21 protein-coding genes are annotated in these 21,655 nt (G+C 73.0%); 6 read left to right on the top strand and 15 right to left on the bottom strand.

What is annotated here, in order from left to right; all coding sequences use genetic code 11:
• Positions 1-12: 12 nt before the first annotated feature.
• Together argJ and argC are read right to left on the bottom strand one after the other, a co-directional pair.
• Complete coding sequence (gene argJ, locus AB0H37_RS30120; RefSeq protein WP_179834521.1) at positions 13-1,170, bottom strand: bifunctional glutamate N-acetyltransferase/amino-acid acetyltransferase ArgJ; 1,158 nt, start codon at positions 1,168-1,170, stop codon at positions 13-15.
• Positions 1,167-2,195, bottom strand: coding sequence for an N-acetyl-gamma-glutamyl-phosphate reductase (gene argC / locus AB0H37_RS30115; protein WP_360616494.1), 1,029 nt, complete (start codon positions 2,193-2,195; stop codon positions 1,167-1,169). Before argC ends, argJ begins: the two co-directional genes overlap by 4 nt.
• 165 nt (positions 2,196-2,360) lie before the next feature.
• On the opposite strand from argC, the gene AB0H37_RS30110 reads away from it, so the two are divergent.
• The 3 genes from AB0H37_RS30110 (at position 2,361) to AB0H37_RS30100 (ending at position 4,900) form a co-directional block, all read left to right on the top strand.
• Positions 2,361-2,858, top strand: coding sequence for a MarR family winged helix-turn-helix transcriptional regulator (locus AB0H37_RS30110; protein ID WP_179834520.1), 498 nt, complete (start codon positions 2,361-2,363; stop codon positions 2,856-2,858).
• Entirely contained in the window at positions 2,855-3,823 is a 969-nt protein-coding gene (locus AB0H37_RS30105; RefSeq protein WP_179834519.1) for an ATP-binding cassette domain-containing protein, read from the top strand. Before AB0H37_RS30110 ends, AB0H37_RS30105 begins: the two co-directional genes overlap by 4 nt.
• Positions 3,824-4,063: 240 nt before the next feature.
• Positions 4,064-4,900 (top strand): ABC transporter permease, encoded by an 837-nt coding sequence (locus tag AB0H37_RS30100; protein ID WP_179834518.1) that lies wholly within the window; start codon positions 4,064-4,066, stop codon positions 4,898-4,900.
• A 55-nt stretch (positions 4,901-4,955) separates the two neighbouring features.
• On the opposite strand, the gene AB0H37_RS30095 is transcribed toward AB0H37_RS30100, so the two are convergent.
• From AB0H37_RS30095 to infC, 9 genes are all read right to left on the bottom strand, one after another.
• Positions 4,956-6,572, bottom strand: coding sequence for an ABC-F family ATP-binding cassette domain-containing protein (locus AB0H37_RS30095; RefSeq protein WP_329091564.1), 1,617 nt, complete (start codon positions 6,570-6,572; stop codon positions 4,956-4,958).
• 312 nt (positions 6,573-6,884) lie between these two features.
• On the bottom strand, positions 6,885-9,383 hold the full coding sequence (gene pheT / locus AB0H37_RS30090) for a phenylalanine--tRNA ligase subunit beta (protein ID WP_360616490.1): 2,499 nt from the start codon (positions 9,381-9,383) through the stop codon (positions 6,885-6,887).
• A complete protein-coding gene (pheS, locus tag AB0H37_RS30085) occupies positions 9,383-10,492 on the bottom strand; it encodes a phenylalanine--tRNA ligase subunit alpha (RefSeq protein ID WP_179834515.1) in 1,110 nt (369 codons plus the stop codon). The genes pheT and pheS overlap by 1 nt, the downstream gene beginning before the upstream one ends.
• A gap of 132 nt (positions 10,493-10,624) precedes the next feature.
• A complete protein-coding gene (locus AB0H37_RS30080; protein WP_329091570.1) occupies positions 10,625-11,713 on the bottom strand; it encodes an ATP-binding protein in 1,089 nt (362 codons plus the stop codon).
• Between the two features lie 187 nt (positions 11,714-11,900).
• Positions 11,901-12,398, bottom strand: coding sequence for an STAS domain-containing protein (locus tag AB0H37_RS30075; protein ID WP_179834513.1), 498 nt, complete (start codon positions 12,396-12,398; stop codon positions 11,901-11,903).
• A 271-nt stretch (positions 12,399-12,669) separates the two neighbouring features.
• Positions 12,670-13,509: an RNA methyltransferase gene (locus AB0H37_RS30070; RefSeq protein ID WP_360616489.1), complete on the bottom strand. Its 840-nt coding sequence runs from the start codon at positions 13,507-13,509 to the stop codon at positions 12,670-12,672.
• Between the two features lie 34 nt (positions 13,510-13,543).
• A complete protein-coding gene (rplT, locus tag AB0H37_RS30065) occupies positions 13,544-13,921 on the bottom strand; it encodes a 50S ribosomal protein L20 (RefSeq protein WP_179834511.1) in 378 nt (125 codons plus the stop codon).
• A 70-nt stretch (positions 13,922-13,991) separates the two neighbouring features.
• Positions 13,992-14,186: a 50S ribosomal protein L35 gene (gene rpmI, locus AB0H37_RS30060; RefSeq protein ID WP_067894345.1), complete on the bottom strand. Its 195-nt coding sequence runs from the start codon at positions 14,184-14,186 to the stop codon at positions 13,992-13,994.
• Between the two features lie 182 nt (positions 14,187-14,368).
• Positions 14,369-14,899 (bottom strand): translation initiation factor IF-3, encoded by a 531-nt coding sequence (infC, locus tag AB0H37_RS30055; protein WP_258943360.1) that lies wholly within the window; start codon positions 14,897-14,899, stop codon positions 14,369-14,371.
• Between the two features lie 535 nt (positions 14,900-15,434).
• Here infC and AB0H37_RS30050 point away from each other — a divergent pair.
• Together AB0H37_RS30050 and AB0H37_RS30045 are read left to right on the top strand one after the other, a co-directional pair.
• A complete protein-coding gene (locus AB0H37_RS30050) occupies positions 15,435-15,926 on the top strand; it encodes an NUDIX hydrolase (RefSeq protein ID WP_179834510.1) in 492 nt (163 codons plus the stop codon).
• 9 nt (positions 15,927-15,935) lie between these two features.
• Positions 15,936-16,874: a PfkB family carbohydrate kinase gene (locus AB0H37_RS30045; RefSeq protein ID WP_179834509.1), complete on the top strand. Its 939-nt coding sequence runs from the start codon at positions 15,936-15,938 to the stop codon at positions 16,872-16,874.
• Here AB0H37_RS30045 and AB0H37_RS30040 read toward each other — a convergent pair.
• Complete coding sequence (locus tag AB0H37_RS30040; RefSeq protein ID WP_360616488.1) at positions 16,850-17,554, bottom strand: hypothetical protein; 705 nt, start codon at positions 17,552-17,554, stop codon at positions 16,850-16,852. The two genes, AB0H37_RS30045 and AB0H37_RS30040, sit on opposite strands and share 25 nt — an antisense overlap.
• A gap of 148 nt (positions 17,555-17,702) precedes the next feature.
• On the opposite strand from AB0H37_RS30040, the gene AB0H37_RS30035 reads away from it, so the two are divergent.
• Positions 17,703-19,091: a prenyltransferase/squalene oxidase repeat-containing protein gene (locus AB0H37_RS30035; RefSeq protein WP_360616487.1), complete on the top strand. Its 1,389-nt coding sequence runs from the start codon at positions 17,703-17,705 to the stop codon at positions 19,089-19,091.
• 7 nt (positions 19,092-19,098) lie between these two features.
• On the opposite strand, the gene AB0H37_RS30030 is transcribed toward AB0H37_RS30035, so the two are convergent.
• The 3 genes from AB0H37_RS30030 to ruvX are packed head-to-tail and all read right to left on the bottom strand — an operon-like array spanning position 19,099 to position 21,544.
• On the bottom strand, positions 19,099-19,932 hold the full coding sequence (locus AB0H37_RS30030; RefSeq protein ID WP_179834506.1) for a shikimate dehydrogenase: 834 nt from the start codon (positions 19,930-19,932) through the stop codon (positions 19,099-19,101).
• Positions 19,929-21,089 (bottom strand): endolytic transglycosylase MltG, encoded by a 1,161-nt coding sequence (gene mltG, locus AB0H37_RS30025; RefSeq protein WP_329091595.1) that lies wholly within the window; start codon positions 21,087-21,089, stop codon positions 19,929-19,931. The genes AB0H37_RS30030 and mltG overlap by 4 nt, the downstream gene beginning before the upstream one ends.
• Complete coding sequence (gene ruvX, locus AB0H37_RS30020; RefSeq protein WP_179834504.1) at positions 21,086-21,544, bottom strand: Holliday junction resolvase RuvX; 459 nt, start codon at positions 21,542-21,544, stop codon at positions 21,086-21,088. Before ruvX ends, mltG begins: the two co-directional genes overlap by 4 nt.
• Between the last annotated feature and the right edge of the window lie 111 nt (positions 21,545-21,655).

The following is a 21,655-nucleotide window of genomic DNA, read 5'->3' as shown; positions in this document are numbered from 1 at the left end:
GGGTGACGGCGCTCATGTGGAGTACGCCGAGTTCTCGTGGACGTAGTCGGCCGTGAGGTCGGTCGTCCAGACGGTGGCGCTGTGCGGGCCGGCGGACAGGTCGACGGTGATCGTCACGTCGCGGGGTCGCAGGTCGACCTTGTCGCGGTCGTCGCCGAACGAGCCGTTCCGGCACACCCACACGCCGTTGATGGCGACGTTGAGGTGGTCGGGCTCGAACACCGCGTCGGTGGTGCCGACGGCCGACAGCACCCGGCCCCAGTTGGGGTCCTCGCCGTGGATGGCGCACTTGAGCAGGTTGTTGCGGGCGACGGACCGGCCGACCGTGACCGCGTCGTCCTCGGAGGCGGCGCCGACGACCTCGATCGCGATGGCCTTGGACGCGCCCTCGGCGTCGACGAGCAGCTGCCGCGTGAGGTCGCCGCACACCTCGGTGAGCAGCGCGGTGAACTCCTCCTCGTCCGGGACGACCTCGGCGGCGCCCGAGGCGAGCAGCAGCACGGTGTCGTTGGTGGACATGCACCCGTCGGCGTCGAGCCGGTCGAGGGTGACGCCGGTGGCCGCGCGCAGGGCCCGGTCGAGCGCTTCGGCGGGCAGGTCGGCGTCGGTGGTGATGACGCAGAGCATGGTGGCCAGGGACGGGGCGAGCATGCCCGCGCCCTTGGCCATCGCGCCGATCATGTAGCCGCCGGCGCCCTGCCGGAAGGAGATCTTGGCGACGGTGTCGGTGGTGCGGATCGCGTCGGCGGCGGCGAGCCCGCCGTCCCCGCGCGACAGCTCCGCGGCGGCCTTGTCGAGGCCGGTCAGCAGCAGGTCCATCGGCAGCCGCTCGCCGATCAGTCCGGTGGAGCAGACGGCGATCTCGCCCGCCGAGTCGTCCAGGACCTCGGCGGCCTTCTCGGCGGTGGCGTGGGTGTCCTGGAAGCCGGGTGCGCCGGTGCAGGCGTTCGCGCCGCCCGCGTTCAGCACGACGGCGCGGACGCGGGCGCCCTTGAGGACCTGCTCGGACCACAGGACGGGCGCCGCCCGCACGCGGTTGCGGGTGAAGACGCCGGCGGCCGCGCGGGACGGCCCGTCGTTGACGACGAGGGCCAGGTCGCGGCTGCCGCTGTCCTTCAGCCCGGCGACGACGCCGGCGGCGCGGAAACCGCGGGGGGCGGTGACGCTCAAGGGGACACTCCGATCGTGGTCAGCCCGAGTTCTTCCGGGAGGCCGAGGGCGAGGTTGGCGCTCTGCACCGCGCCGCCCGCGGTGCCCTTGGTGAGGTTGTCGACGGCGGCGACCACGACGACGCGGCCCGCCGCCTCGTCCAGCACGACCTGGACGAGGACGGTGTTCGCGCCGAGGGTCATGGACGTGGCGGGCCACTGCCCCTCCGGCAGCAGCCCGAGGAACGGCTCGCCCGCGTACGCCTGCTCGTAGGCGGCGCGCAGCGAGGCGGCGGTGACGCCGGGTCGTGCCTTCGCCGTGCAGGTGGCGAGGATGCCGCGGCTCATCGGAACGAGCGTCGGGGTGAAGGAGACCGAGACCCGCTCCCCCGCCGCCGCGCTGAGGTTCTGGATCATCTCGGGCGTATGCCTATGCGTGCCCCCGGCGGCGTAGGCGGACACCGAGCCCATCACCTCGCTGCCCAGCAGGTGCGGTTTGAGGGCCCGGCCGGCGCCGGAGGTCCCCGACGCCGCGACCACGACGACGTCGGGTTCGGCGAGGCCCGCGGCGAGTGCCGGGAACATCGCGAGCGAGACCGCCGTGGGGTAGCAGCCGGGAACGGCGACGCGCCTCGTGGAGCGCAGCGCGTCGCGTTGGCCGGGCAGTTCGGGCAGCCCGTAGGGCCAGGTCCCCGCGTGGGGGGTGCCGTAGAACCGCTCCCACTCGCCTGGGTCGGCGAGCCGGTGGTCGGCGCCGCAGTCGATGACCAGGACGTCCTCGCCCAGCTGCTCGGCGAGCGGCCCGGACCGGCCGTGCGGCAGCGCCAGGAACACCACGTCGTGGCCGGAGAGCGTGCCGGGGGTGGTCTCCTCCAGGACGCGTCCGGCCAGGGATCGCAGGTGGGGCTGGTGCGCGCCGAGCGCGGTGCCCGCGTTGGAGCCCGCCGTCAGCGCGCCGATCTCGAACTCTGGATGTCCCGCCAGGATGCGCAGCACCTCGCCGCCCGCGTAGCCGCTGGCGCCGGCGACCGCCGTCCGGATTCCCATGTCCACTCTGCCCTTCCCTAACGTCAAGCAAGAGTATGCATGAGGCTGGATGCCTATTCAACGACGGGTTACGTCTTTCACACCGCTGAGACAAGTGCCACAGCGAGAAGTACTTAGGTGTCTAAAGATTTGCTCCCTAAACATCAGTGCCCTAACATCGCCCGTATGGAGAACCACGGTCTCGGCGACCTGAAGACGCTCGGGCCCGTCGAGGAGTGGCCGATCGGGCGGCTCTTCGGCGCCGCGTCCCGCATGTCGGGCCCGATCGTCTGGCGCATCATCGAGCGGCACGGCATCAGCCCGGCGGGCTTCTTCCTGCTCCGCCTGCTCATCGCCGAGGACGGCCTGCGTCCCGGCGAGGTGGCCAAGCGCCTGCTGGTGACCCCCGCCACGGTCACCTCGGTCGTCGACACGCTGGAACGCAACGGGCACGTGCGGCGCGAGCGCTCCTACCGGGACCGGCGCGGCGTGATGCTGCTCATCACCGACTCCGGACGGCGGTTCCTGGCTGAGAAGTCCGGCCCCATCGGCCGCGACCTCGCCCGCCTCTACGACGTCGTCGACGAGGAGGACGAGGCGGCCGTCCGCCGGTTCCTGCTCAAGCTGATCCACAAATTCGAGAACCACTCCTCCGACGAGGAAGCGAAGGGAGACGGCGCGTGACCCAACCCCCCGAGACCGCCGTTCGCACGGTCGACCTGAAGAAGACCTATCCCGCGTCCGGCCCGCGTCCCGCGGTGCCCGCCGTCCAGGGCATCGACCTGGACGTCCCGCGCGGCGAGTTCTTCGGCCTGCTCGGCCCGAACGGCGCGGGCAAGTCGACCACCATCGGCATGCTCACCACGCTCGTCGTCCCGACCGGCGGCACCGCCCGCGTGTCCGGCCTGGACGTGGTCAAGGACGCCGTCGAGATCAAGCGCCGCATCGGCGTCGTCTCGCAGAACAACACCCTCGACAGCGACCTCACCGTCGCCGAGAACCTGGAGTTCCGCGGCCGGTACTTCGGGCTCGGCGCGCGGGACGCCCGCAAGCGCGCCACCGAGCTGCTGGAGCTGTTCGGGCTGACCGAGCAGCGCCGCGGCAACCCGTTCGAGATCTCCGGCGGGCAGGCCAAGCGCGTGATGATCTGCCGCGCCCTCATGCACGGCCCCGAGGTGCTGTTCCTGGACGAGCCGACCGCCGGGCTCGACCCGCAGACCCGCACCAACCTCTGGGAGGTGCTGCGGGGGCTCCAGGCGGGCGGGCAGACGATCCTGCTCACCACCCACTACATGGAGGAGGCCGAGGCGCTCTGCGACCGCGTCGCGGTCGTCGACCACGGCAGGGTCCTCGCCAGCGGCACGGTGGACCAGCTGAAGTCCAGCGCCGGCGCGGACACGGTCATCACCGTGACCTACGACTCCCCCGCCCCGGAGGGGATCAAGGCCCTCGGCGACCGGGAGGGCATCAGCAAGGTCGAGGTCACCGACGGCCAGGTGCGCGTGTTCGCCGCCGAGCCTGACGGCATCCTCGGCGAGCTCGTGGAAATCGGGTCCGTGGCTGGCGTCGGAGTCACCGACGCCAGCCAACTGCGTCCCAGTTTGGAGACCGTTTTCCTCGCCCTCACCGGAAGGGACTACCGCGATTGACCTCGCCCCTGCCGAAGCAACGGGCTTCAACGCTCGCGAGTCGAGATTTCTGCTTCCCAGACGGCCGCCGACCCGAATGAAGGGCGAGGGGCAGAGTGCTGCCCATCGGTCTTACGCCAGCTCCACAGACCTCACATCCCGCCAGCCCGGCGGTAGACCCGGTCAGTTTGGTTCTCACCGACCAGGCATCACCGAAAGTATCACTCCTGCCACGATTCGTGGCCGCGATGGAGGAAAGCAATGAGCATCACCGTTCTGGCACCGCCGCCGGCGCGGGCCACGGTGCCCCGCACGTTCGCCGCGATGATGGCGCGCGAGGCGCTGGTCATGCGCAAGAACTTCCTGTCGACGTTCACCCGGGTGCTGGTGCAGCCGATCATGTTCGTGTTCGTGTTCGCCTACGTGCTGCCGAAGCTCGGCGGCGGCGCCATGGCGGGCGGGCCGGGCGGGCCGACGTTCTCCACCATCCTGCTGCCCGGGCTCGTCGGCTCGTCGATCATCATGCAGGCGATGATGGCGGTGATCTTCCCGCTGATGATGGAGCTGAACTGGCAGAAGTCGATCACCGACCGGGCGCTGGCGCCGATTCCCGTGCCGCTGCTGGCCGTCCAGAAGATCATCGCGGCGGCCGCGCAGGGCCTGATCGGCGGACTGCTGGTGTTCCCCGCGGTGCTGTTCATCCACGCCGACGGCCAGTCGCCCGAGGTGCACGTGGACAACTGGCCGGTGCTGATCGGGGTGATGGTGGTCGGGGCGCTGATGTCGGCGTCCGGTGGGCTGCTGCTGGGGACCCTGATGAACCCGCAGAAGGTCCAGATGCTGTTCGCGATCGTGCTGCTGCCCATGACGATGCTCGGGTGCGTCTACTACCCCTGGTCGGCGCTGGAGAACATCCGCTGGCTGCAGATCGTCAGCCTGTTCAACCCGCTGGTGTACGTGAGCGAGGGGCTGCGCAGCGCCCTCACGCCGGAGATCCCGCACATGCCGGTGTGGGCGTTCATGCTCGCCATCGTCGGTGGGACGGTCCTGCTGACGTGGGCGGCGACCCGCACCTTCACCAAGCGCGTGCTGACCTGACCGGAAACGGGGCGGCCCCCGCGCGGAACGGTCCGCGCGGGGGCCGCCGCACGCGCTACACCGGCTCGACCTCGGTGAGGCCGCACGACCGGTCCATGCGCAGCCAGCGGGTGATGCCGAGGGTGCGCAGGAACGGCACGTCGTGGCTGACCACGATCAGAGCGCCCTCGTAGGCGGCGAGCGCCTGCCCGAGCTGGGCGGCGCTGGCCATGTCGAGGTTGTTCGTCGGCTCGTCCAGCAGAAGCAGCTGCGGGGCGGGCTCGGCGAGCAGCAGCGACGCCAGCACGGCGCGGAACCGCTCGCCGCCCGACAGGGTCGCGGCAGGCTGGTCGGCCCGCGCGCCGCGGAACAGGAACCGCGCCAGCCCCGCCCGGATCCGCGCCGGCGGCGCCGACGGCGCCTGCGCGCGGACGTTCTCGGCGACGCTGAGCTCCCCGTCGAGGACGTCGAGGCGCTGCGGCAGGTACCGGACTCCGTCCACCCCGAGCTTCACGGCCGCGCCCTCGGGGACGCGGTCGCCCATGAGCGTCCGCAGGAACGTGGTCTTGCCCGAGCCGTTGGGCCCGACCAGCGCGATCCGCTCCGGCCCCCGGACGATCAGCTCCTCCAGCGTGCCCGGTTCCGGCTCGGGGGCGGCGAGGCCCGTCACGGTCAGCACCGTCCGCCCGGCCGGGACGCGGGTGGCGGGCAGCTCGACGCGGATCTCGGCGTCCTCGCGGACGGCCCCCTCCGCCTCGGTGAGCCGCGTGCGGGCGCCGGCGAGCCGCTCCTCGTGCATGATGCGGTGCTTGCCGGCCGAGACCTGGGCCTGCCGCTTGCGTTCGCCCATCACGATCTTCGGCTCGCGCTTGTTCTCCTGCATCTTGTTGCCGTACCGCTTGCGGCGGGCCAGTTTGACGTGGGCCTCCTCCAGTTCGCGCTTCTGGCGGCGCAGGTCGGTCTCGGCGGCCCTGACCGTCCGCTCCGCGGCCTCCCGTTCGACGGCGAGCAGGTCCTCGTAGGCCGACAGGTTGCCGCCGAAGGACCGGACGGCGCCGTCGCGCAGGTCGGCGATCTCGTCCACGCGGTCGAGCAGCTCCCGGTCGTGGCTGACGACGACGAGCACGCCCGTCCAGGACGCGACCGCCTCGTACAGGCGGTGGCGCGCGTCCAGGTCCAGGTTGTTGGTCGGCTCGTCCAGCAGCAGGACCTCGGGACGGGCCAGGAACCGCGCCGCCAGCCCGACCATCACGGCCTCGCCGCCCGACAGCGTGGGGACCGTGCGGTCCAGGTCGAGATGGCCTAGGCCGAGCCGGTCGAGCTCCGCGCGGGCACGCTCCTCGACGTCCCAGTCGTCCCCGACCGCGGCGAAGTTCTCCTCGGTCGCCTCGCCGCGCTCGATGGCGTGCAGGGCCGCGCGGGTCGCGGTGACGCCGAGCAGGTCCGAGACCGTGGCGGCGTCGTCCAGGACGAGGTTCTGCGGCAGGTAGCCGATCTCCCCGTCGACGCTCACGGTGCCCGAGCCGGCTCGCAGCTCGCCAGCGATGATCTTCAGCAGGGTGGACTTGCCGGAGCCGTTGACGCCGATCAGGCCCGTCCTTCCGGTGCCGAACGCGACGTCCAGCCCGTCCAGCACGACGGTGCCGTCCTCCCACGCGAACGACAGGTCCGAGCACACGATGGCGAATGACATTGGGCGGCCTCCATGGTGATGAGAAAGATGCGGAACGCATGGAGACACCGCGGATCGCGCGACGCGCCGGCGGGCATGAGAAAGCCCGGCGGGTAAGAGTCCGCACTGAGGTCACGTGCGCGGGCCGAGAGCGGCCACTGCGCGGTGTCGGACCTCAGATCCTCAATGGACTCCCCAGCCGGGCGGCAATGTGACGCGATCGAGCCTACCCGACGACCTATCGCAACACAAGTAGCGTTAAGAACCGCCACGGGCCTGAGACGCAGACGTGCCCCGGACCCTGCGCGGGATCCGGGGCACGCCTGCGTTCCGTCAGGCGCCGCGCAGCACGGCTCCGGTCCGCTCGGACGCGGCGGCCACGGCGGAGTCGCGGGCCTGCGACGCCTCCTCGGCCGTGAGCGTCCGGTCCGGGGCGCGGAACCGCAGCGAGTACGCCAGCGACTTGCGGCCCTCGCCCACCTGCTCGCCCGTGTAGACGTCGAACAGCCGGATCGCCTCCAGGAGCCCGCCCGCACCGTCGCGCAGGGCCGACTCGACCTCCGCGGCGGGCACCCCGGAGTCCACGACCAGCGCGACGTCCTGCATAGCGACCGGGTACGACGACACGTGCGGCGCGCGGACGGTCACCGGCTCGCCCAGACGGCGCAGCTCCAGCTCCATCGCGCACGACCGCGCGGGCAGCCCGTACGCCTTCGTGACCCGCGGGTGCAGCTCCCCCGCGTGCCCGACGAGGGTGCCGCCCGCGTACAGCGCGGCGCAGCGGCCCGGATGCCAGGGCTCGTGCTGGTCGGCCTTCACCGCCAGTTCGACGCCCACCTCGCGGGCCACCGTGCGGGCCGCCTCGACCGCGTCCGCCCACAGCGCGGGACGGCCCTCGCCCCACCAACCCGACGGCTCGCGGTCGCCGGACAGCACCACCGCGACCCGGTACGGCTGGTCCGGCAGGGCGGCCTCCAGCCCGGCGACCTCCTCGGCCGTCGGGCCGCGGTCCACGGCGAGCCGCGGCGCCCGCTCCGGGGCGTCCGGGCGCGGCCGGAACACCACGCCGACCTCGAACAGCGCGACGTCGCCGAAGCCGCGGCCCACGTTGAGCGCCAGCACCTTGAGCAGGCCCGGCAGCAGCGTGGTGCGCAGCAGCGGCTCCTCCTCCGACATCGGGTTCGCGAGACGCAGCGTCCGCCGCCGCGCGTCGCCGGCCGGGAGCTGGAGGCCGTCCAGGTCCTTCTCGGCGACGAACGGGAAGGTGAGCGCCTCCACGTATCCGGCGCCGGCGAGCGCGCGGCCCACCCGGCGGCGCAGCCGCTGCTCGGCGGTCAGGCCCTTGCCCGCCGCCGGGCGCGGCGCCCGGGCCGGGACGTCCTCGTAGCCCTCCAGCCGGATGACCTCCTCCGCGAGGTCGTTCGGCGCCGTGAGGTCGGGACGCCAGGACGGCGGCGTCACCGTCAGCACGTCGTCGCCGGCCACCGTGCACCCGACCTGCTCCAGGCGCCGGACGACCACGTCCCGGCCGTAGGCCACGCCCGCCACCCGGTCCGGATGTCCGGCGGGCATCGTCACCGCCGCCCGATCGACCGGCGCCTCGGCGTGCGTGACGCCGGGCACGATCTTCGCGCCGCCCAGCTCGGCGAGCATCCGCACCGCCCGGTACGAGGCGTACAGCGGCAGCTCGCGGTCGACGCCGCGCTCGAACCGGTGGGACGCCTCGCTGTGCAGCCGGTGCCGGCGGCTCATCCGGGCGGTGCCCATGGCGTCGAAGTGCGCGGCCTCGACGACCATGTCGCTCGACCGGTCGTCGATCTCGGTGGCGAGCCCGCCCATCGTGCCGGCCATCGAGATCGGCCCCGACGCGTCGGTGATGAGGATGTCCTCGGGGTCGAGGGTCCGCTTGACGTGGTCGAGCGTCTCCAGCTGCTCGCCGGGCTCGGCGCGCCGCACGACGATCGGGCCGGTCAGCTTGCCGCGGTCGAACGCGTGCAGCGGCTGCCCGAGCTCCAGCATCAGGTAGTTGGTGATGTCGACCGCCAGCGACACCGGCCGCATCCCCGCGCGGTGCAGGCGCACCTGCATCCACATCGGGGTCCGCGCGTCCGGGTCGAAGCCGCTCACCTCGCGCAGGACGAACCGGTCGCACACGGAAGGATCGCCGATACTGGCCGGATAGCTCTCCCCGCCGTCCTCCGGCGCCCGCCCCTCGCCGGAAGGCAGCTCGACCTCCGCCGGGTCCCTGAACGGCACCCCGTAGGCGATGGCGGCCTCGCGGGCGATGCCCCGGATGGACAGGGCGTAGCCGCGGTCGGGCGTCACGGCGATGTCGAGGACGTCGTCGCGCAACCCGAGCAGCTCGATCGCGTCCGCGCCGACGGGGGTGTCCGGCGGCAGGACGAGGATGCCGCTGTGGTCGTCGCCGATCCCGAGCTCGGTCACCGAGCAGATCATGCCCTCCGACAGCCGGCCGTAGGTCTTGCGGGCGCCGATCTCGAACCCGCCGGGCAGCACGCCGCCCGGAAGGACGAGCACGACGCGGTCGCCGACCGCGAAGTTGGTGGCGCCGCAGACGATGCTCTGCGGCTCCCCTGTGCCGTTGGCGTCGCCGACGTCCACCCGGCAGTGGCGGATCGGCTTCTTGAAGCCGGTCAGCTCCTCGATCGCCAGGACCTCGCCGACCACGAGCGGGCCGGCGATGTCGGCGCCGGCCCGCTCGACCGTCTCGACCTCCAGGCCCGCCGCGATCAGCTCGGCTGCCAGCGCGCGGCCCGTGACGTCGGCCGGGAGCTCGGCGTGCTCGCGCAGCCAGGAAAGCGGGGCCCGCATCAGATCTCCATCCCGAACGGGAGGGTGAACCGAACGTCGCCCTCCACCATGTCGTACATGTCCTCCACGCCGTGCCGGAACATCAGCGTCCGCTCGACGCCCAGCCCGAACGCCCAGCCGCTGTAGCGGTCCGGGTCGACCCCGCAGGCCACCAGCACCCGCGGGTTGACCATGCCGCAGCCGCCGAGCTCGATCCAGCCCTCCGAGCCGCAGGTGCGGCACGGGTCGCCGCCCGGCTCCGCGGACGCCCCCCGGCACACGAAGCACTGCATGTCCACCTCGGCGGACGGCTCGGTGAACGGGAAGAACGACGGCCTGAACCGCGTCCTCAGCCCTTCGCCGAACATCCCGGTGACGAACGCGTCGATGCCGCCGCGCAGGTCGGCCATCGTCAGGCCCTCGTCGACGGCGAGGCCCTCCAGCTGGTGGAACACCGGGCTGTGCGTGGCGTCCAGCTCATCGGTGCGGAAGGTGCGGCCGGGCGCCACCACGTACACCGGCAGCGGCCGCGACAGCAGCGACCTGATCTGCATCGGCGAGGTGTGGGTGCGCATCACCAGCCCGGAGTCCTCCGACTCGACGAAGAAGGTGTCCTGCATGGTGCGGGCCGGGTGGTCGGGCAGGAAGTTGAGGGCGTCGAAGTTGAACCATTCCGCCTCGACCTCGGGGCCTTCGGAGACCTCGAAGCCCATCGAGACGAAGACGTCGGCCATCCGCTCCTGCATCGTGGTCAGCGGATGCCGGGCGCCGCGCGGCGCGCGGTCCCACGGGAGGGTGACGTCGACGGTCTCCTCGACGAGGACGCGGCGGTCGCGCTCCTCCTCCAGTTCGGCCTGGCGCTCCTTGAGCGCCTTCGCCACCGCCCCCCGGGCGGCGCCGATGCGCTTGCCCGCCTCGGCGCGGGCGGCGGGCGGCAGCGCGCCGATCTCGCGGTTGGCGAGGGCCAGCGGGGAACGGTCGCCGGCGTGCGCCAGCCGGACCTGCTTCAGGGCGTCGAGGTCGGCGGCCGCGGCGATCGCCGCGAGCGCCTCGGCGCGGGCCCGCTCCAGCTCTTCGGGCTGCAGCGCGGACACCTCGACGGGGTCATAGGACTTGTTCGGTGCAGACATGGTGGTGTGATCGACTCCGGTCGGCGTGGGACGCCCGCAGTCTAGTGCGCGGGCGGAGAACTTCCGGAAAGCGTGCGCGTGACGCGCTGGCCCGCCGGGGACCCGATGCCGTGCCGCGGCGTGGACCGCGGTTCAGCCGGCGTAGTCGGGGGCCCCTGCGGGCACCGTAAATCGGAACTCGGCGCCGCCGCCGGGCGCCCGCCGCACGGTGATCACACCGCCGTGCGCCTCGACCAGCCCCTTGACGATGTAGAGCCCGAGCCCGGTGCCGCCGCGGCGGCTGCCGCCGGGGCCGCGCCAGAACTGCCGGAACACGCGCTGGACGGCCTCGGGCGGAATGCCCTCGCCCTCGTCGCGCACCGACACGGCCGCCCCCTCCTTATGCGCATCCGGCTCCACCACAATGGTGACAGTGCCCGCGCCGTGACGCACCGCGTTTTCGACGAGGTTGCCGAGGATTTGATCCATCTTGTCGGGATCGAGCCACATCTCGGGCAGCTCGCCGCGCGTCTCGAAGCGGAAGCGGTCCTCCGGCTCGCCCGCCGCGACCCGTCCCGCGATGACCTTGCGGACCTCATCGGGAAGGTCGACGACCTGGCGGCGCATCTCCAGCCGGCCCGACTCGATGCGGGATACGTCCAGCAGCTCGGTGATCAGCCGGGTGACGCGGTCGGCGTCGGCGTTGACGGTCTCCAGCATCACCCGCTTCTGGTCGTCGTTGAAGCGGTGCCATTTGGCCAGCAGCGTCGCGGTGAACCCCTTGACGCTGGTGAGCGGGGAGCGCAGCTCGTGGGCGACGGTGGAGACGAGGTCGGCGCGATCGCGCTCCTGGCGGGCGCGGTGCAGGGCGTCGCGCAGGCACACGGTGAACCGTTCCACGCGGCGTTCGGCGTCGCGGCGGTACGCCGCGGTCACGAGCACCTCGGTGCCGCCGGGCAGGAACAGCACGCGCTCGGGATGGCGGGTGCGGGTGGACAGGCCGTCGTAGGGGGCCAGGCACTTCCACCAGTCGCGGCCCTCGGCGTCGTGCAGGGGCAGGACGTCGCGGAAGTCGCGGCCCACCGCCGACCCGGCGGGAATCCCGGTGATCCGCGCGGCGGCGGCGTTGAACACGATGACGCGGGCATCCCGGCCGGCGACCATCAGCCCGTCGGGCAGGTCGTCCGGGCCGCTCCCCTCGGGGCCCGGCCCGGACCCCGCCTCGGGTCCGCGCGCGGCCACGAGAGGGGATTCCTCTCCGCCCACAGCGGCCTCCAGAACACCGATGGAACGCGGCCTGTCGGAAAGAGACTCTAGCCGGAGTCGGGCCCCTAACGGGACCCGGAAACCGCCTCGCGGCAAGGCATGTGTAGCCCCCGTGCCCGGTGTCGCCTCCTCCCGCGGACGGCCTCATCAGTGGTTCGCGCCCTCATCCGGACCTCGTGGGCGAGTCCTGGCCGGACAGCGCGGCCTCGACATCGCGATGGATCGCGAACAGCCGGTGCAGGCCCGTGATCTTCAGCAGCCGCAGCTGGGCGGGCCGCACCCCGGCGAGGGCGATCTCGCCGCCGGCGGCGGAGATCTGGTTGTGCGCGGCGACCAGCGCGCCGAGCCCGGCCGCGTCGCAGAACGGGACGGCGGCGAAGTCGGCCACCAGACGGCGCGGCCCCGCCCCCGGCATCCGCCCGTGCATCTCGACGAGCCGGTCGCGCAGCGGCCCGGCGGTGCGCAGGTCGATCTCCCCGGTCACCGCGACGACGGCCGTACCGGCCGCGACCCTGGCGGTCTCGATGCGCAGCCCGTCGTCGGCGTGCGCGCCGGAGGCGCCCGGGGCGGCATCCGGGACGGCCCGGACCGCGCCGGCCCGGCACCGCACCTCCGGGGGACGCCGGCCCGGCCTTCCCGTCCGCCTGGTCTCCTCGGTCATGACGCTCGCCCCCACTCTGTGCGGCCTCGTCGCCGCCCTGGTCAACCCACTGATCAACACGTTCGGCGCGGTATCGCGACGGCGTGATCCCCCACCGGTCGCGGTTCTCGCTCCTGCCCGCGGACGAGCCGTACGCGGCGGCAGGCCCCCCTGCCCCACGTCCACGCGGAGACCATCTTCCCAGCTCACCCGTCACGAGGAGGGGCCTATGGCGACCGCATGCGGCCATTCGATCACGGAATGCAGTGAAACACCGCGACCGCACCGTGCTTCACGTGCGGCTCGGGCGCTCTTCCTGGGAGCCGCGCTGCGCGCGGGCGGACGCATAAAGGCATACGGCAGCGGCCGTCGCCAGGTTCAGGCTCTCGGCCCGCCCGTAGATGGGCACGCGGACGACCTCGTCCACGTGGCGCAGGATCTCTTCGGGCAGCCCCCACGCCTCGTTCCCGAACACCCAGGCGGTGGGGCGCGCGAGCACCCCCTCGTCGATCGCCTCGTCGAGGGTGCGGTCGCCCGCGCCGTCGGCGGCGAGGACGGTCAGGCCCGCGCCCTTCAGCTCCGGGATCAGCGCGTCGAAGCGGGGACCGACGACGACCGGCAGGTGGAACAGGCTGCCCGCGGAGGCGCGGACGCACTTGCCGTTGTAGGGGTCGACGGACGCGTCGGTGAACACGACCGTCTCCGAGCCGGCGGCGTCGGCGGTGCGCAGGACGGTCCCCGCGTTGCCGGGGTCGCGGACGTGCGCGAGCACGGTCACCAGCCGGGGACCGCTTTCCAGCGCCTTGTCCAGCGGGACGTCGACGAACCCGCAGACCGCCAGCAGCCCCTGCGGGGTGACGGTCTGGGCGAGCTCCGCCATGATCTCGCCGCTGACGCGCAGCACCGGCGCGCCGGCGCGCTCGGCGGCGAGCACCAGCTCGGGATGGCGGGCCTCCGCCTCGGCCGTGGTGAACAGCTCGGCGAGCCCGCCGGGGATCCGCAGCGCCTCCCGCACCGCCTGCGGCCCCTCGGCGAGGAACCGGTTCTCACGGCGCCGGAACGCGCGTTTGGCGAGCCGCCGAGCGGCCTTCACCCGTGGTGATCGGAGAGAGGTCAGCTCGCGGCCCGCCATGTCGCTGTGATCGCCCGTGTGCCGGTCACCCGGCTCAGGCGGCCTCCGAACCCTCGGCCGGGAGCGCGTCCTGGGCGACCTTGACCAGGGCGGCGAACGCCGGGGCGTCGTTGACGGCGAGCTCGGCGAGCATGCGCCGGTCGACCTCGACCTCGGCGGCCTTCAGGCCCTGGATGAACCGGTTGTAGGTGATGCCGTTGGCGCGGGCCGCGGCGTTGATCCGCTGGATCCACAGCCGGCGGAACTGGCCCTTGCGGTCCTTGCGGTCCCGGAAGGCGTAGGTCATCGAGTGGAGCTGCTGCTCCTTGGCCTTGCGGTACAGGCGCGAACGCTGCCCGCGGTAGCCGCTCGACCGCTCCAGGACGACCCGACGCTTCTTGGCGGCGTTGACCGCCCGCTTCACGCGTGCCACGTGCTGAACTCCTTCGTGGGGGCCGGGGCCGTGCTGGCCTCGGCCGGTCGGTGATGTTCCTGGTCGAGTGCTACTTGCGCAGCAGCTTCTTGATGTTCTTGGCGTCGGCGTCGGCCACCACGGCGGGGCCGTCGAGGCGCCGGGTCCGCTTGGACGGCTTGTGCTCGAGCAGGTGGTTGCGGTTGGCGCGGCGGCGCATCACCTTGCCGGTGCCGGTCAGCTTGAAGCGCTTCTTGGCACCGCTGTGGGTCTTGGTCTTCGGCATGGTCGCCGTCGTCTCCCTCTTTCCCGGCCTCCGTGCCGACCGGCATGGAGGCGCGCCTGATCGGCGCACCGCACGGCAATCCGTGGACGCGCCAGGTCAGGCTTCAATGTACGTAGGCCGCGACCTCGCTCAGCCACGAGGTCGCGATGGGGGCCACCGCGAGGCCGGTCCCCGGACGGCCGTCAGACGGTCGTCTCCGACTCCTGCCCGCGGGCCGTCTTCTTCTTGTGCGGACCGAGCACCATGATCATGTTCCGGCCGTCCTGCTTGGGCCGCGACTCGACGAAGCCGAGCTCCTCGACGTCGTCGGCGAGCCGCTGCAGCAGCCGGAAACCGAGCTCGGGACGGGACTGCTCACGACCACGGAACATGATCGTGACCTTCACCTTGTCCCCGGCCTTCAGGAACCGCACCACGTGACCCTTCTTGGTCTCGTAGTCGTGCGGGTCGATCTTCGGGCGGAGCTTGATCTCCTTGATGACCGTGTGCGCCTGGTTCTTCCGCGCTTCACGCGCCTTCATCGCGGACTCGTACTTGAACTTGCCGTAGTCCATGAGCTTCGCGACGGGCGGACGCGCGGTGGGCGCCACCTCGACGAGGTCGAGGTCCGACTCACGCGCGAGTTCGAGGGCCTTGGCGATGGGCACGATGCCCACCTGTTCGCCGTTCGGGCCGACGAGCCGGACCTCGGGCACGCGAATGCGGTCGTTGATACGCGGTTCGGCGCTGATGGGACCTCCTTGGGGCCGTTCTCAAGTTCGTTGGACCGGTCGTACCCCGAGGCTTCCACGAGAAAAGCCCCGCACGACTCACGCACGGGGCCACCTTCGGTCTCCCGGTGACGGCCATGCCGCCCGGGAACAACGACGAGACGGGCCGAACGCCCGTTCGCCGGACCGAGACCCACCGGCCTTGCAGCCGGTCAGGTGGGAGGTGGCCTCCGCTTGAGCGCCCGGCACGCGCCACCATCTGGTCGCGCGCACAGGGCCGGTCGACCACTAAGAATACCACCCAGTGGGACCACGTGCGCCATGAAGGACGGCTCGCCCGGCCCCTTGCGTGCGAGCGCCCGGATGAGGTACGCCATCCCTTGCAACAGGCCGCGGCGCGGCGCCATTCCCGGGCCCGCGCCGCCCGCCGCGAGGTGAGAGTGTTCTGGCCCGGCGGGCGTCTCGGCGCGAAGACCGCGGGTTGTTACGGTGGAGCCGAGACGGCCCGGTGGGGCCGGCACCAGGGAGGTCTCCCGCGATGCCCTCGGTCGACGCCGGCGCCGCCGGCCCTCTCACCGCCGTGCCGCCGGTCCGGCTCCAGTTCGCGCAGAAGGCGTTCATCGTGTCCGGCGGGCGGCTGCTGCTGGTCCGCAAGGCCGCCTCCGACCCGTTCCACCCGGGCCGCTGGGAGGTGCCCGGCGGGCGGCTGGAGGAGGACGCCGACCTCGATCTCGACGACCACATCCGCCGCGAGGTCTGGGAGGAGGTCGGCCTGAAGATCGATCCGGGTCCGCCGTTCCACCTGTGGCAGTGGTTCATGCCCGACCGCGGCAATCCCGGCGGGCAGATCCGGGTGGTGGCGGCGGCGCGCCGCTGCCGGCCGGTGACCCTGGACGCCACCCTGGAGAACCAGGACGTCAGCGACCATCTGGACCGGTGCGCCTGGGTGCCGCTGCGCGAGGCAGGCGGGTACGACCTCATCCCGAGCCTGCGCCCGGTGATGCGGGCCTTCCTGCCTCCGGCCGGCTGACCCCGGGACATGGCGCCGTTCCGATCGCCCCTCGAATGGCCGGGCCTCGACGGCGCCGCCGTGCGCCGCTTCGCGCTCTTCGTCATCGGGGACGCGGGGATCGAGGTGCGCGCGAGCCTGCCGGGCGTCCGCTTCGCCGAACTCGACGCCGACCGGCTCTGCTACGCACCCGCCCGCGTGCTGACCGCGGGGACGGCGGTGAACCTCGCCCGCTCCGCCGTGGGCTACTTCCGCCGGGTCGGCGTGCTGGCCAAGGTCGGCGACGACGACTACACGGAGACGATCCGCCGCGAACTGTGCCGGCTGGGCGCGGCCGACCGCCTGGTCGTCGAGTCCGGCGTCCCGAACGGCGTGTCGGTGATGCTGCGCGACGGCGCGGACGGCGGCGGGCCCGGCGTCAGGCTTCTGGTCGTCCAGGACGAGCCGCCCGCCCGGCGGCTCACCGCGGCGGACGTGCGCGCGGCGGCGGCCGGGATCGAGGACGCCGACGTGCTGGCCGTCGACGGCTACTCGCTGCTGGCCCCCGGCTCCCGGGAGGCTCTCCACGAGGCGATGCGCACGGCGCGCGCGGCGGGCACGCGGGTGGCGTTCGACGTCGTCCCCCACGACATCGACGCGCGGCTTCCGGCGTCCTGCGTGCTGCCGGTCCTGGAGCGGGCGGACCTCGTCGTCTCCGAGGCGCACACCCTCGCGCGCCTGCTCGGGCATCCGCCGCCGCGCGGCGGCCGGGCACCGCGGGATCTGCTGCCGGTCCTCGACCGCGCCGTTCCCGGCGGTCCCCTGTGGCTGCTGCGGTTCGGCCCGACGTCCCTGGAACGGGTGCTCGCCCACCAGCGGGGACGGTCGCCGGAGGCGTACTCCACCGGCTACTCGCCCGGTGCGCCGCGGGCGGGGTACGGAGACCGGCTGACCTCGTGCGAGCTCTACTGGTGGCTGTCGGGAGGCTGATCCGTGTCCGGCAGGGCGGCCGCCGCCGCCCGCATCGCCCGCAGCGTGCACAGGAAGCGCCGCCTGCTGGCGGGCGACCCGAAGGTCTCCTGCCAGCGCCAGGTCCGGCTCGGGCCGGACGCCTCCACGGCCCAGCGCAGGAACTGGCTCCGCACACCGTCGCCCGGGTGGACGGTCGCGGCGCCGTCCTCCTCGATCAGCAGGTAGGAGCGGCCGGCGCGGTAGCAGGCCCGCAGGGTCGCGTGGTCCGCCGGAACGCCTGGGCGCCCCTCCCGCTCCACGACCGCCCGTACGCGGGTCGCGCCGGGGAGGAAATGCCAGTGCGCGTGGTCGATGCACGCGCCGCCGCTCTGAGCGCTCGCCGACCCGTGCTCGAACAGCAGCAGTCCACCGGCTCCGTACGCCTCCCGGTAGAGACGGGCCACACGGTCACGCCACCACAGCGCGCGCTCCCACATCGGCCCGGGGAAGTCTCCCGCGCACTGGTGGTGCTCGCGCGTCACCAGCAGGAGGTGCCCCTCGGCGAGCGGCGCGACGTCCGGGATCAGGAAGAAGTCGCGGTCGCCGGCGATGACGCCCGACTCGCCGGGCAGTCCGGCCATGCCGTTGAAGCGGAACCGCAGCGGGGGGCACAGGACGCAGTCGTGGTCGGGCTCGTCCCGGACGGTCGGTTCGGCCAAGCCACCTCCAGCATCGCGGAACGCGGGAGCGGTCTGCCTCCAGCCTGCCCGGTGCCGCGCGCCCGCGCTCGCTGCGGCGGATACAGAGGCGGTACCGCGAGGTACAAATCCCGGCCTGCCGGGAATAACAAGAGCAGAAGGCAAGAACGTGAACCAGACACCCCCGCTCCCGTCCCGTGCGCCCCGTGCGCCCCGCGCCGCCCGCTCCGCCGCCTGGCGCCGCGGCGCCGACCCCCCGATCATCGACCTGGCCGTCCTCGACGCCCGGCTGAACGAGTCGCTGGACGTCCTGCGCGACACCTACGCCCCCGCGCTCGGCGCCGGCGGGGGCTGGTACCACGAACTCGCGCGGCCGGAACCCGGCACCACCGCCACCGCCCTCGGGCTGATGGCGTTCGCCGAGGCGGGGCGGGCGTTCGAGCACTTCGACGACGGCCTGGAACTCCTCGCCGCCCGGCAGACCCGGTCCGACGACCCGCTGCGCGACGGCGGCTGGGCCACCAGGACCAGCCTCGGCATGCCGGTGGTCGAGGCGACCGGCTGGATCGCGCGCTTCCTCGCCCGCGCCCGCTGCGACCTGCGCGAGGACGCCCCCGACCTGGAGCGCGCCTACCGGTGGCTGCTGTACAACCAGAACCCCGACGGTGGATGGGGCTCACTGCGCGGCTGCCCGTCCCGGGTGTGGCTGACGTGCCTGGCGCTCCGCGCGCTCAGCCAGCTCAACCCCTACGACCCCGCCGTCGACCGCGGCGTGGAGTGGCTGACGGCGGACCGGACCGCGCACCGTCCCGCCTGGGGCCCGACGCAGGCGTCCCGGCCCACCGTCACGCACACCGCCTTCGCGTTGGTGACGCTGGCCGAGGCGCGCCCCGACCTGAGGACCGAGCGGCTGCTGGACGCCTACGACTGGCTGCTGGAGCACCTCGACCCCGACGACGACCACACCTGGATCGAGACCTACGGCGTCTCGCCCCGCACCGTCTCGGAACGCGGCGCCGGACCGGAGCCGGTATGGCGTCTCGCCCTGTGGCACTACGGGCTGCCGATCACGCTCACCGCGCTGCTGCGGGACCCGCGCGGACCGCACGGGCCCACCGTCGCCCGCGCGTTCCGGACGCTGGTGCGCGGGGAGGTCGCCGACCCGCGCTGGAACGGCTACCCGGGCAGCGGGCGCACGTCGCTGTGGACGCTGTGGTGGCGGCTGGAGACGCTGGTCGCCCTGTCCCGGATCCCGCTCGCCGGGAACGCCGACGTCCTGCACTGGCTGCCGGACGCGATGGTCGTGCAGCGCGCCCACGCCCGGGAGCGTCCGCTGGCCGACCTGCTCCCGCACCGCCGCATCGTCGACCCGATCGGGCTGGCCCAGCGGCACTGGGCGGCGTTCCTGCTGAGTCTCGTGTGCGCCGGCAGCGCGCTCGGCGTCGCCGCGGGCGTGTGGGGCTGGAAGGACTTCTGGCTCAGCGTGATCCTGCCCATCGTCCTCACCAGCATCGACGAGTCGGTGAAGCGGCGCCGTGCCCAGCGCGCCCCGCCGTGAGGCGGGGTCAGGCGCGGCGGGCCAGCTCCGCCTCGCCCGCGGCGCGCATCGCCTCCACCGGCACGTCGTCGCGGCCCGTCATCATGGCCACCTGCCGCACGGCCTGGTGCAGGAGCATCGCGAACCCGCCGACGGCCGTGCCGCCCGCGCGCTCGACGGCCGCCGCGAGCGCCGTGGGCCACGGCGCGTACACGACGTCGAACAAGGCCGCGCCGGACTCGGCGACCGGCTCGGCGAACACATCGGCGGCCCCTCCGGGAAGGGTCGACACGACCAGCTCCGCGGGCAGGTGCGCGGACGCCTCACCGAGCGGCACGACCCGCACCGCGAGCCCGAACCGCTCCCCCACCTCGGCCGCGCCGGCGGCGCGCTCCGGCGTCCGCACCGCGAGGACGGCCTCGCGCGTGCCGAGCCCGGCGAGGGCGGCCAGCGCGGACGCCGCCGTCGCGCCGCCGCCCAGCACCAGCGCCTCGGCCGGGGCCTTCAGCCCCGCCTCGGCGAGCGCCGTTTCGATGCCGTACACATCGGTGTTGTCCCCGTGCCGCCGCCCGTCCCGCAGGACGATCGTGTTCGCGCCCCCGACCTTCGCTGCCAGGTCCGAGACCGTGTCGACCAGGCCGAGCGCGACGCGTTTGAGCGGCATGGTCAGCGACAGGCCCGCCCATTCCGGCCCGAGCCCGTCCAGCAGCGCGGCCAGACCGTCCTCACCGCACTCGACCGCGTCGTAGGACCAGGCGTCCAGCCCCATCGCCGCGTACGCCGCCCGGTGCAGCACCGGCGAGAGCGAATGCGCGATCGGCGACCCCAAAACCGCCGCGCGGCGGCCCGTCCCGTCGGTCATTGGCCCGGGTGCGCCTTCTGCCAGGCCCGGAACTCCTTCTCGATCGCCAGCCGCTCCTGCTCCGTCGTGGCGAACTTGGTGACCTTGTTCGTCGGGTCGGTGGCGATGAAGTACAGCCACGTCCCCTCCGCCGGAGCCAGCGCGGCCTCGATCGCGTCCGGTCCGGGGTTGGCGATCGGGCCGGGCGGAAGGCCCACGTGCAGGTAGGTGTTGTAGGGCGATTCGGTCTGCAGGTCCTTCTCGGTGACGGTCAGCCGCCGCTCGTTCAGCGCGTACAGCACCGTGGTGTCGAACTGCAGCTTCATGCCCTTGTCCACCCGGTTGTAGATGACCCGGGAGATCTTCGGCAGGTCGCTGGGCTTGCCGCCCTCGGCCTGGACCAGGCTGGCGAGCGTGATGACCGTCGCCGGGTTCAGGTGCGCCTTGCGCGCCTCGGCGACGAGGTCGACGCTGTCGGCCTCCTTGGTGAACCGGCCCACCATCTCCTTGAGAATCTGCTCCGCCGAGCCGTTCGGGTCCAGGTCGTAGCGTCCCGGGTACAGGTACCCCTCGACCTTGCCCCGCGCGTAGGAGGGCAGCCCGAGGTTCTTCGGCCGCTTCGCCACCGCCTGGAACTCCTTGACGGAGATCCCGGTCTTCTTCGCCAGCAGCTCGAAGACCTCGATGGCCCGCCGGCCCTCGGGGATCGTCACCTGGTTCCCGGCCCGCGACTTCGGGTCCAGCAGCAGCGCCATCGCCGCGGCCGAGGACATCTGCAGCCGCATCTGGTAGAAGCCCGGCTGGATGCTGGAGGCGCGGGTCTCCTTGTTGTAGGCCTTCACGAAGGCCTGGGAGCTCTTGACGACCTTGTGCTGCTCCAGCGTCGTCCCGATCACCGACCCGCTCGCGCCGTCGCTGATCTGGACGGTGACCTTGCCGGAGCCCTCTCCCTTGTAGTCCGGCGGGTGCCACTTGTTGTCGAGCCACGCGTACCCGAGGACGCCGCCGGTGCCGAACACGGCCACGAGGAACGCCATCGCGAACAGCGCGGCGGCACGCCCGCTGCGCCTGCGGCGCTTCTGGCGCTTGCGCCGGCGCCGCTGGTCCCGCCGGCCACGGGTCTCCTCGGGCGGAGGCCCGTCGCCGTACGGGTCGGAGAAGAGGTCCAAGTCGTTCATGAGCTCCCCTGGACGATCTCGCCCGGGGGGCGTCCGGTCAACCGTTCGGCGTCGAGGGCCGCCTGGAGCAGGACCGCCGCGGCGGCCTGGTCGACGACCTTGCGCCGCGCCTGGCCGTGCACGCCGCCGGCCCGCAGGCCGCTCTCGGCGGTCACGGTGGTGAGCCGCTCGTCGTGCAGCCGGACCGTCTCCGCGGGAAGGCGGCCGGCGAGCCTGACCGCGAACCTGCGCGCCGACTGCGCCGCCGGCCCCTCCCGGCCCGACAGCGAGGTGGGCAGCCCGACGACGACCTCGATCGCCTCGTGCTCGGCGACCAGGTCCACGAGCCGGTCGACGTCGCCCTTGCCGCTCTTCACCGTCTCCAGGGGAGACGCGAGGATCCCGCCGGGATCGCACCGGGCGACCCCGACCCGCACGCTCCCCACATCGACCCCGAGCCTGACGCCCTGCCTCATCGCCTCGCCTCCGCTCGGCGGCTCGGAGCGCCACCAGGCACCGGCTTCCCTCGTCGCGTGCTCACTCCTCCGTCGCTCCGCGCGCTCCTCAGTCCAGCCGACGCCGCGCAC

The organism is Actinomadura sp. NPDC023710 (assembly GCF_040639875.1).
Taxonomy (GTDB): Bacteria; Actinomycetota; Actinomycetes; order Streptosporangiales; family Streptosporangiaceae; genus Spirillospora; species Spirillospora citrea.
This window is presented reverse-complemented; position numbering and strand designations above follow the sequence as displayed.

Bases quoted from the DNA above. Each gene is read 5' to 3' on its own strand.
- argC (WP_360616494.1), bottom strand. From the start codon at position 2,195: ATGGGAATCCGGACGGCGGTCGCCGGCGCCAGCGGCTACGCGGGCGGC.
- AB0H37_RS30110 (WP_179834520.1), top strand. From the start codon at position 2,361: ATGGAGAACCACGGTCTCGGCGACCTGAAGACGCTCGGGCCCGTCGAG.
- AB0H37_RS30100 (WP_179834518.1), top strand. From the start codon at position 4,064: ATGAGCATCACCGTTCTGGCACCGCCGCCGGCGCGGGCCACGGTGCCC.
- AB0H37_RS30095 (WP_329091564.1), bottom strand. From the start codon at position 6,572: ATGTCATTCGCCATCGTGTGCTCGGACCTGTCGTTCGCGTGGGAGGAC.
- pheT (WP_360616490.1), bottom strand. From the start codon at position 9,383: ATGCGGGCCCCGCTTTCCTGGCTGCGCGAGCACGCCGAGCTCCCGGCC.
- pheS (WP_179834515.1), bottom strand. From the start codon at position 10,492: ATGTCTGCACCGAACAAGTCCTATGACCCCGTCGAGGTGTCCGCGCTG.
- AB0H37_RS30075 (WP_179834513.1), bottom strand. From the start codon at position 12,398: ATGACCGAGGAGACCAGGCGGACGGGAAGGCCGGGCCGGCGTCCCCCG.
- AB0H37_RS30070 (WP_360616489.1), bottom strand. From the start codon at position 13,509: ATGGCGGGCCGCGAGCTGACCTCTCTCCGATCACCACGGGTGAAGGCC.
- rpmI (WP_067894345.1), bottom strand. From the start codon at position 14,186: ATGCCGAAGACCAAGACCCACAGCGGTGCCAAGAAGCGCTTCAAGCTG.
- AB0H37_RS30050 (WP_179834510.1), top strand. From the start codon at position 15,435: ATGCCCTCGGTCGACGCCGGCGCCGCCGGCCCTCTCACCGCCGTGCCG.
- AB0H37_RS30045 (WP_179834509.1), top strand. From the start codon at position 15,936: ATGGCGCCGTTCCGATCGCCCCTCGAATGGCCGGGCCTCGACGGCGCC.
- AB0H37_RS30030 (WP_179834506.1), bottom strand. From the start codon at position 19,932: ATGACCGACGGGACGGGCCGCCGCGCGGCGGTTTTGGGGTCGCCGATC.
- mltG (WP_329091595.1), bottom strand. From the start codon at position 21,089: ATGAACGACTTGGACCTCTTCTCCGACCCGTACGGCGACGGGCCTCCG.
- ruvX (WP_179834504.1), bottom strand. From the start codon at position 21,544: ATGAGGCAGGGCGTCAGGCTCGGGGTCGATGTGGGGAGCGTGCGGGTC.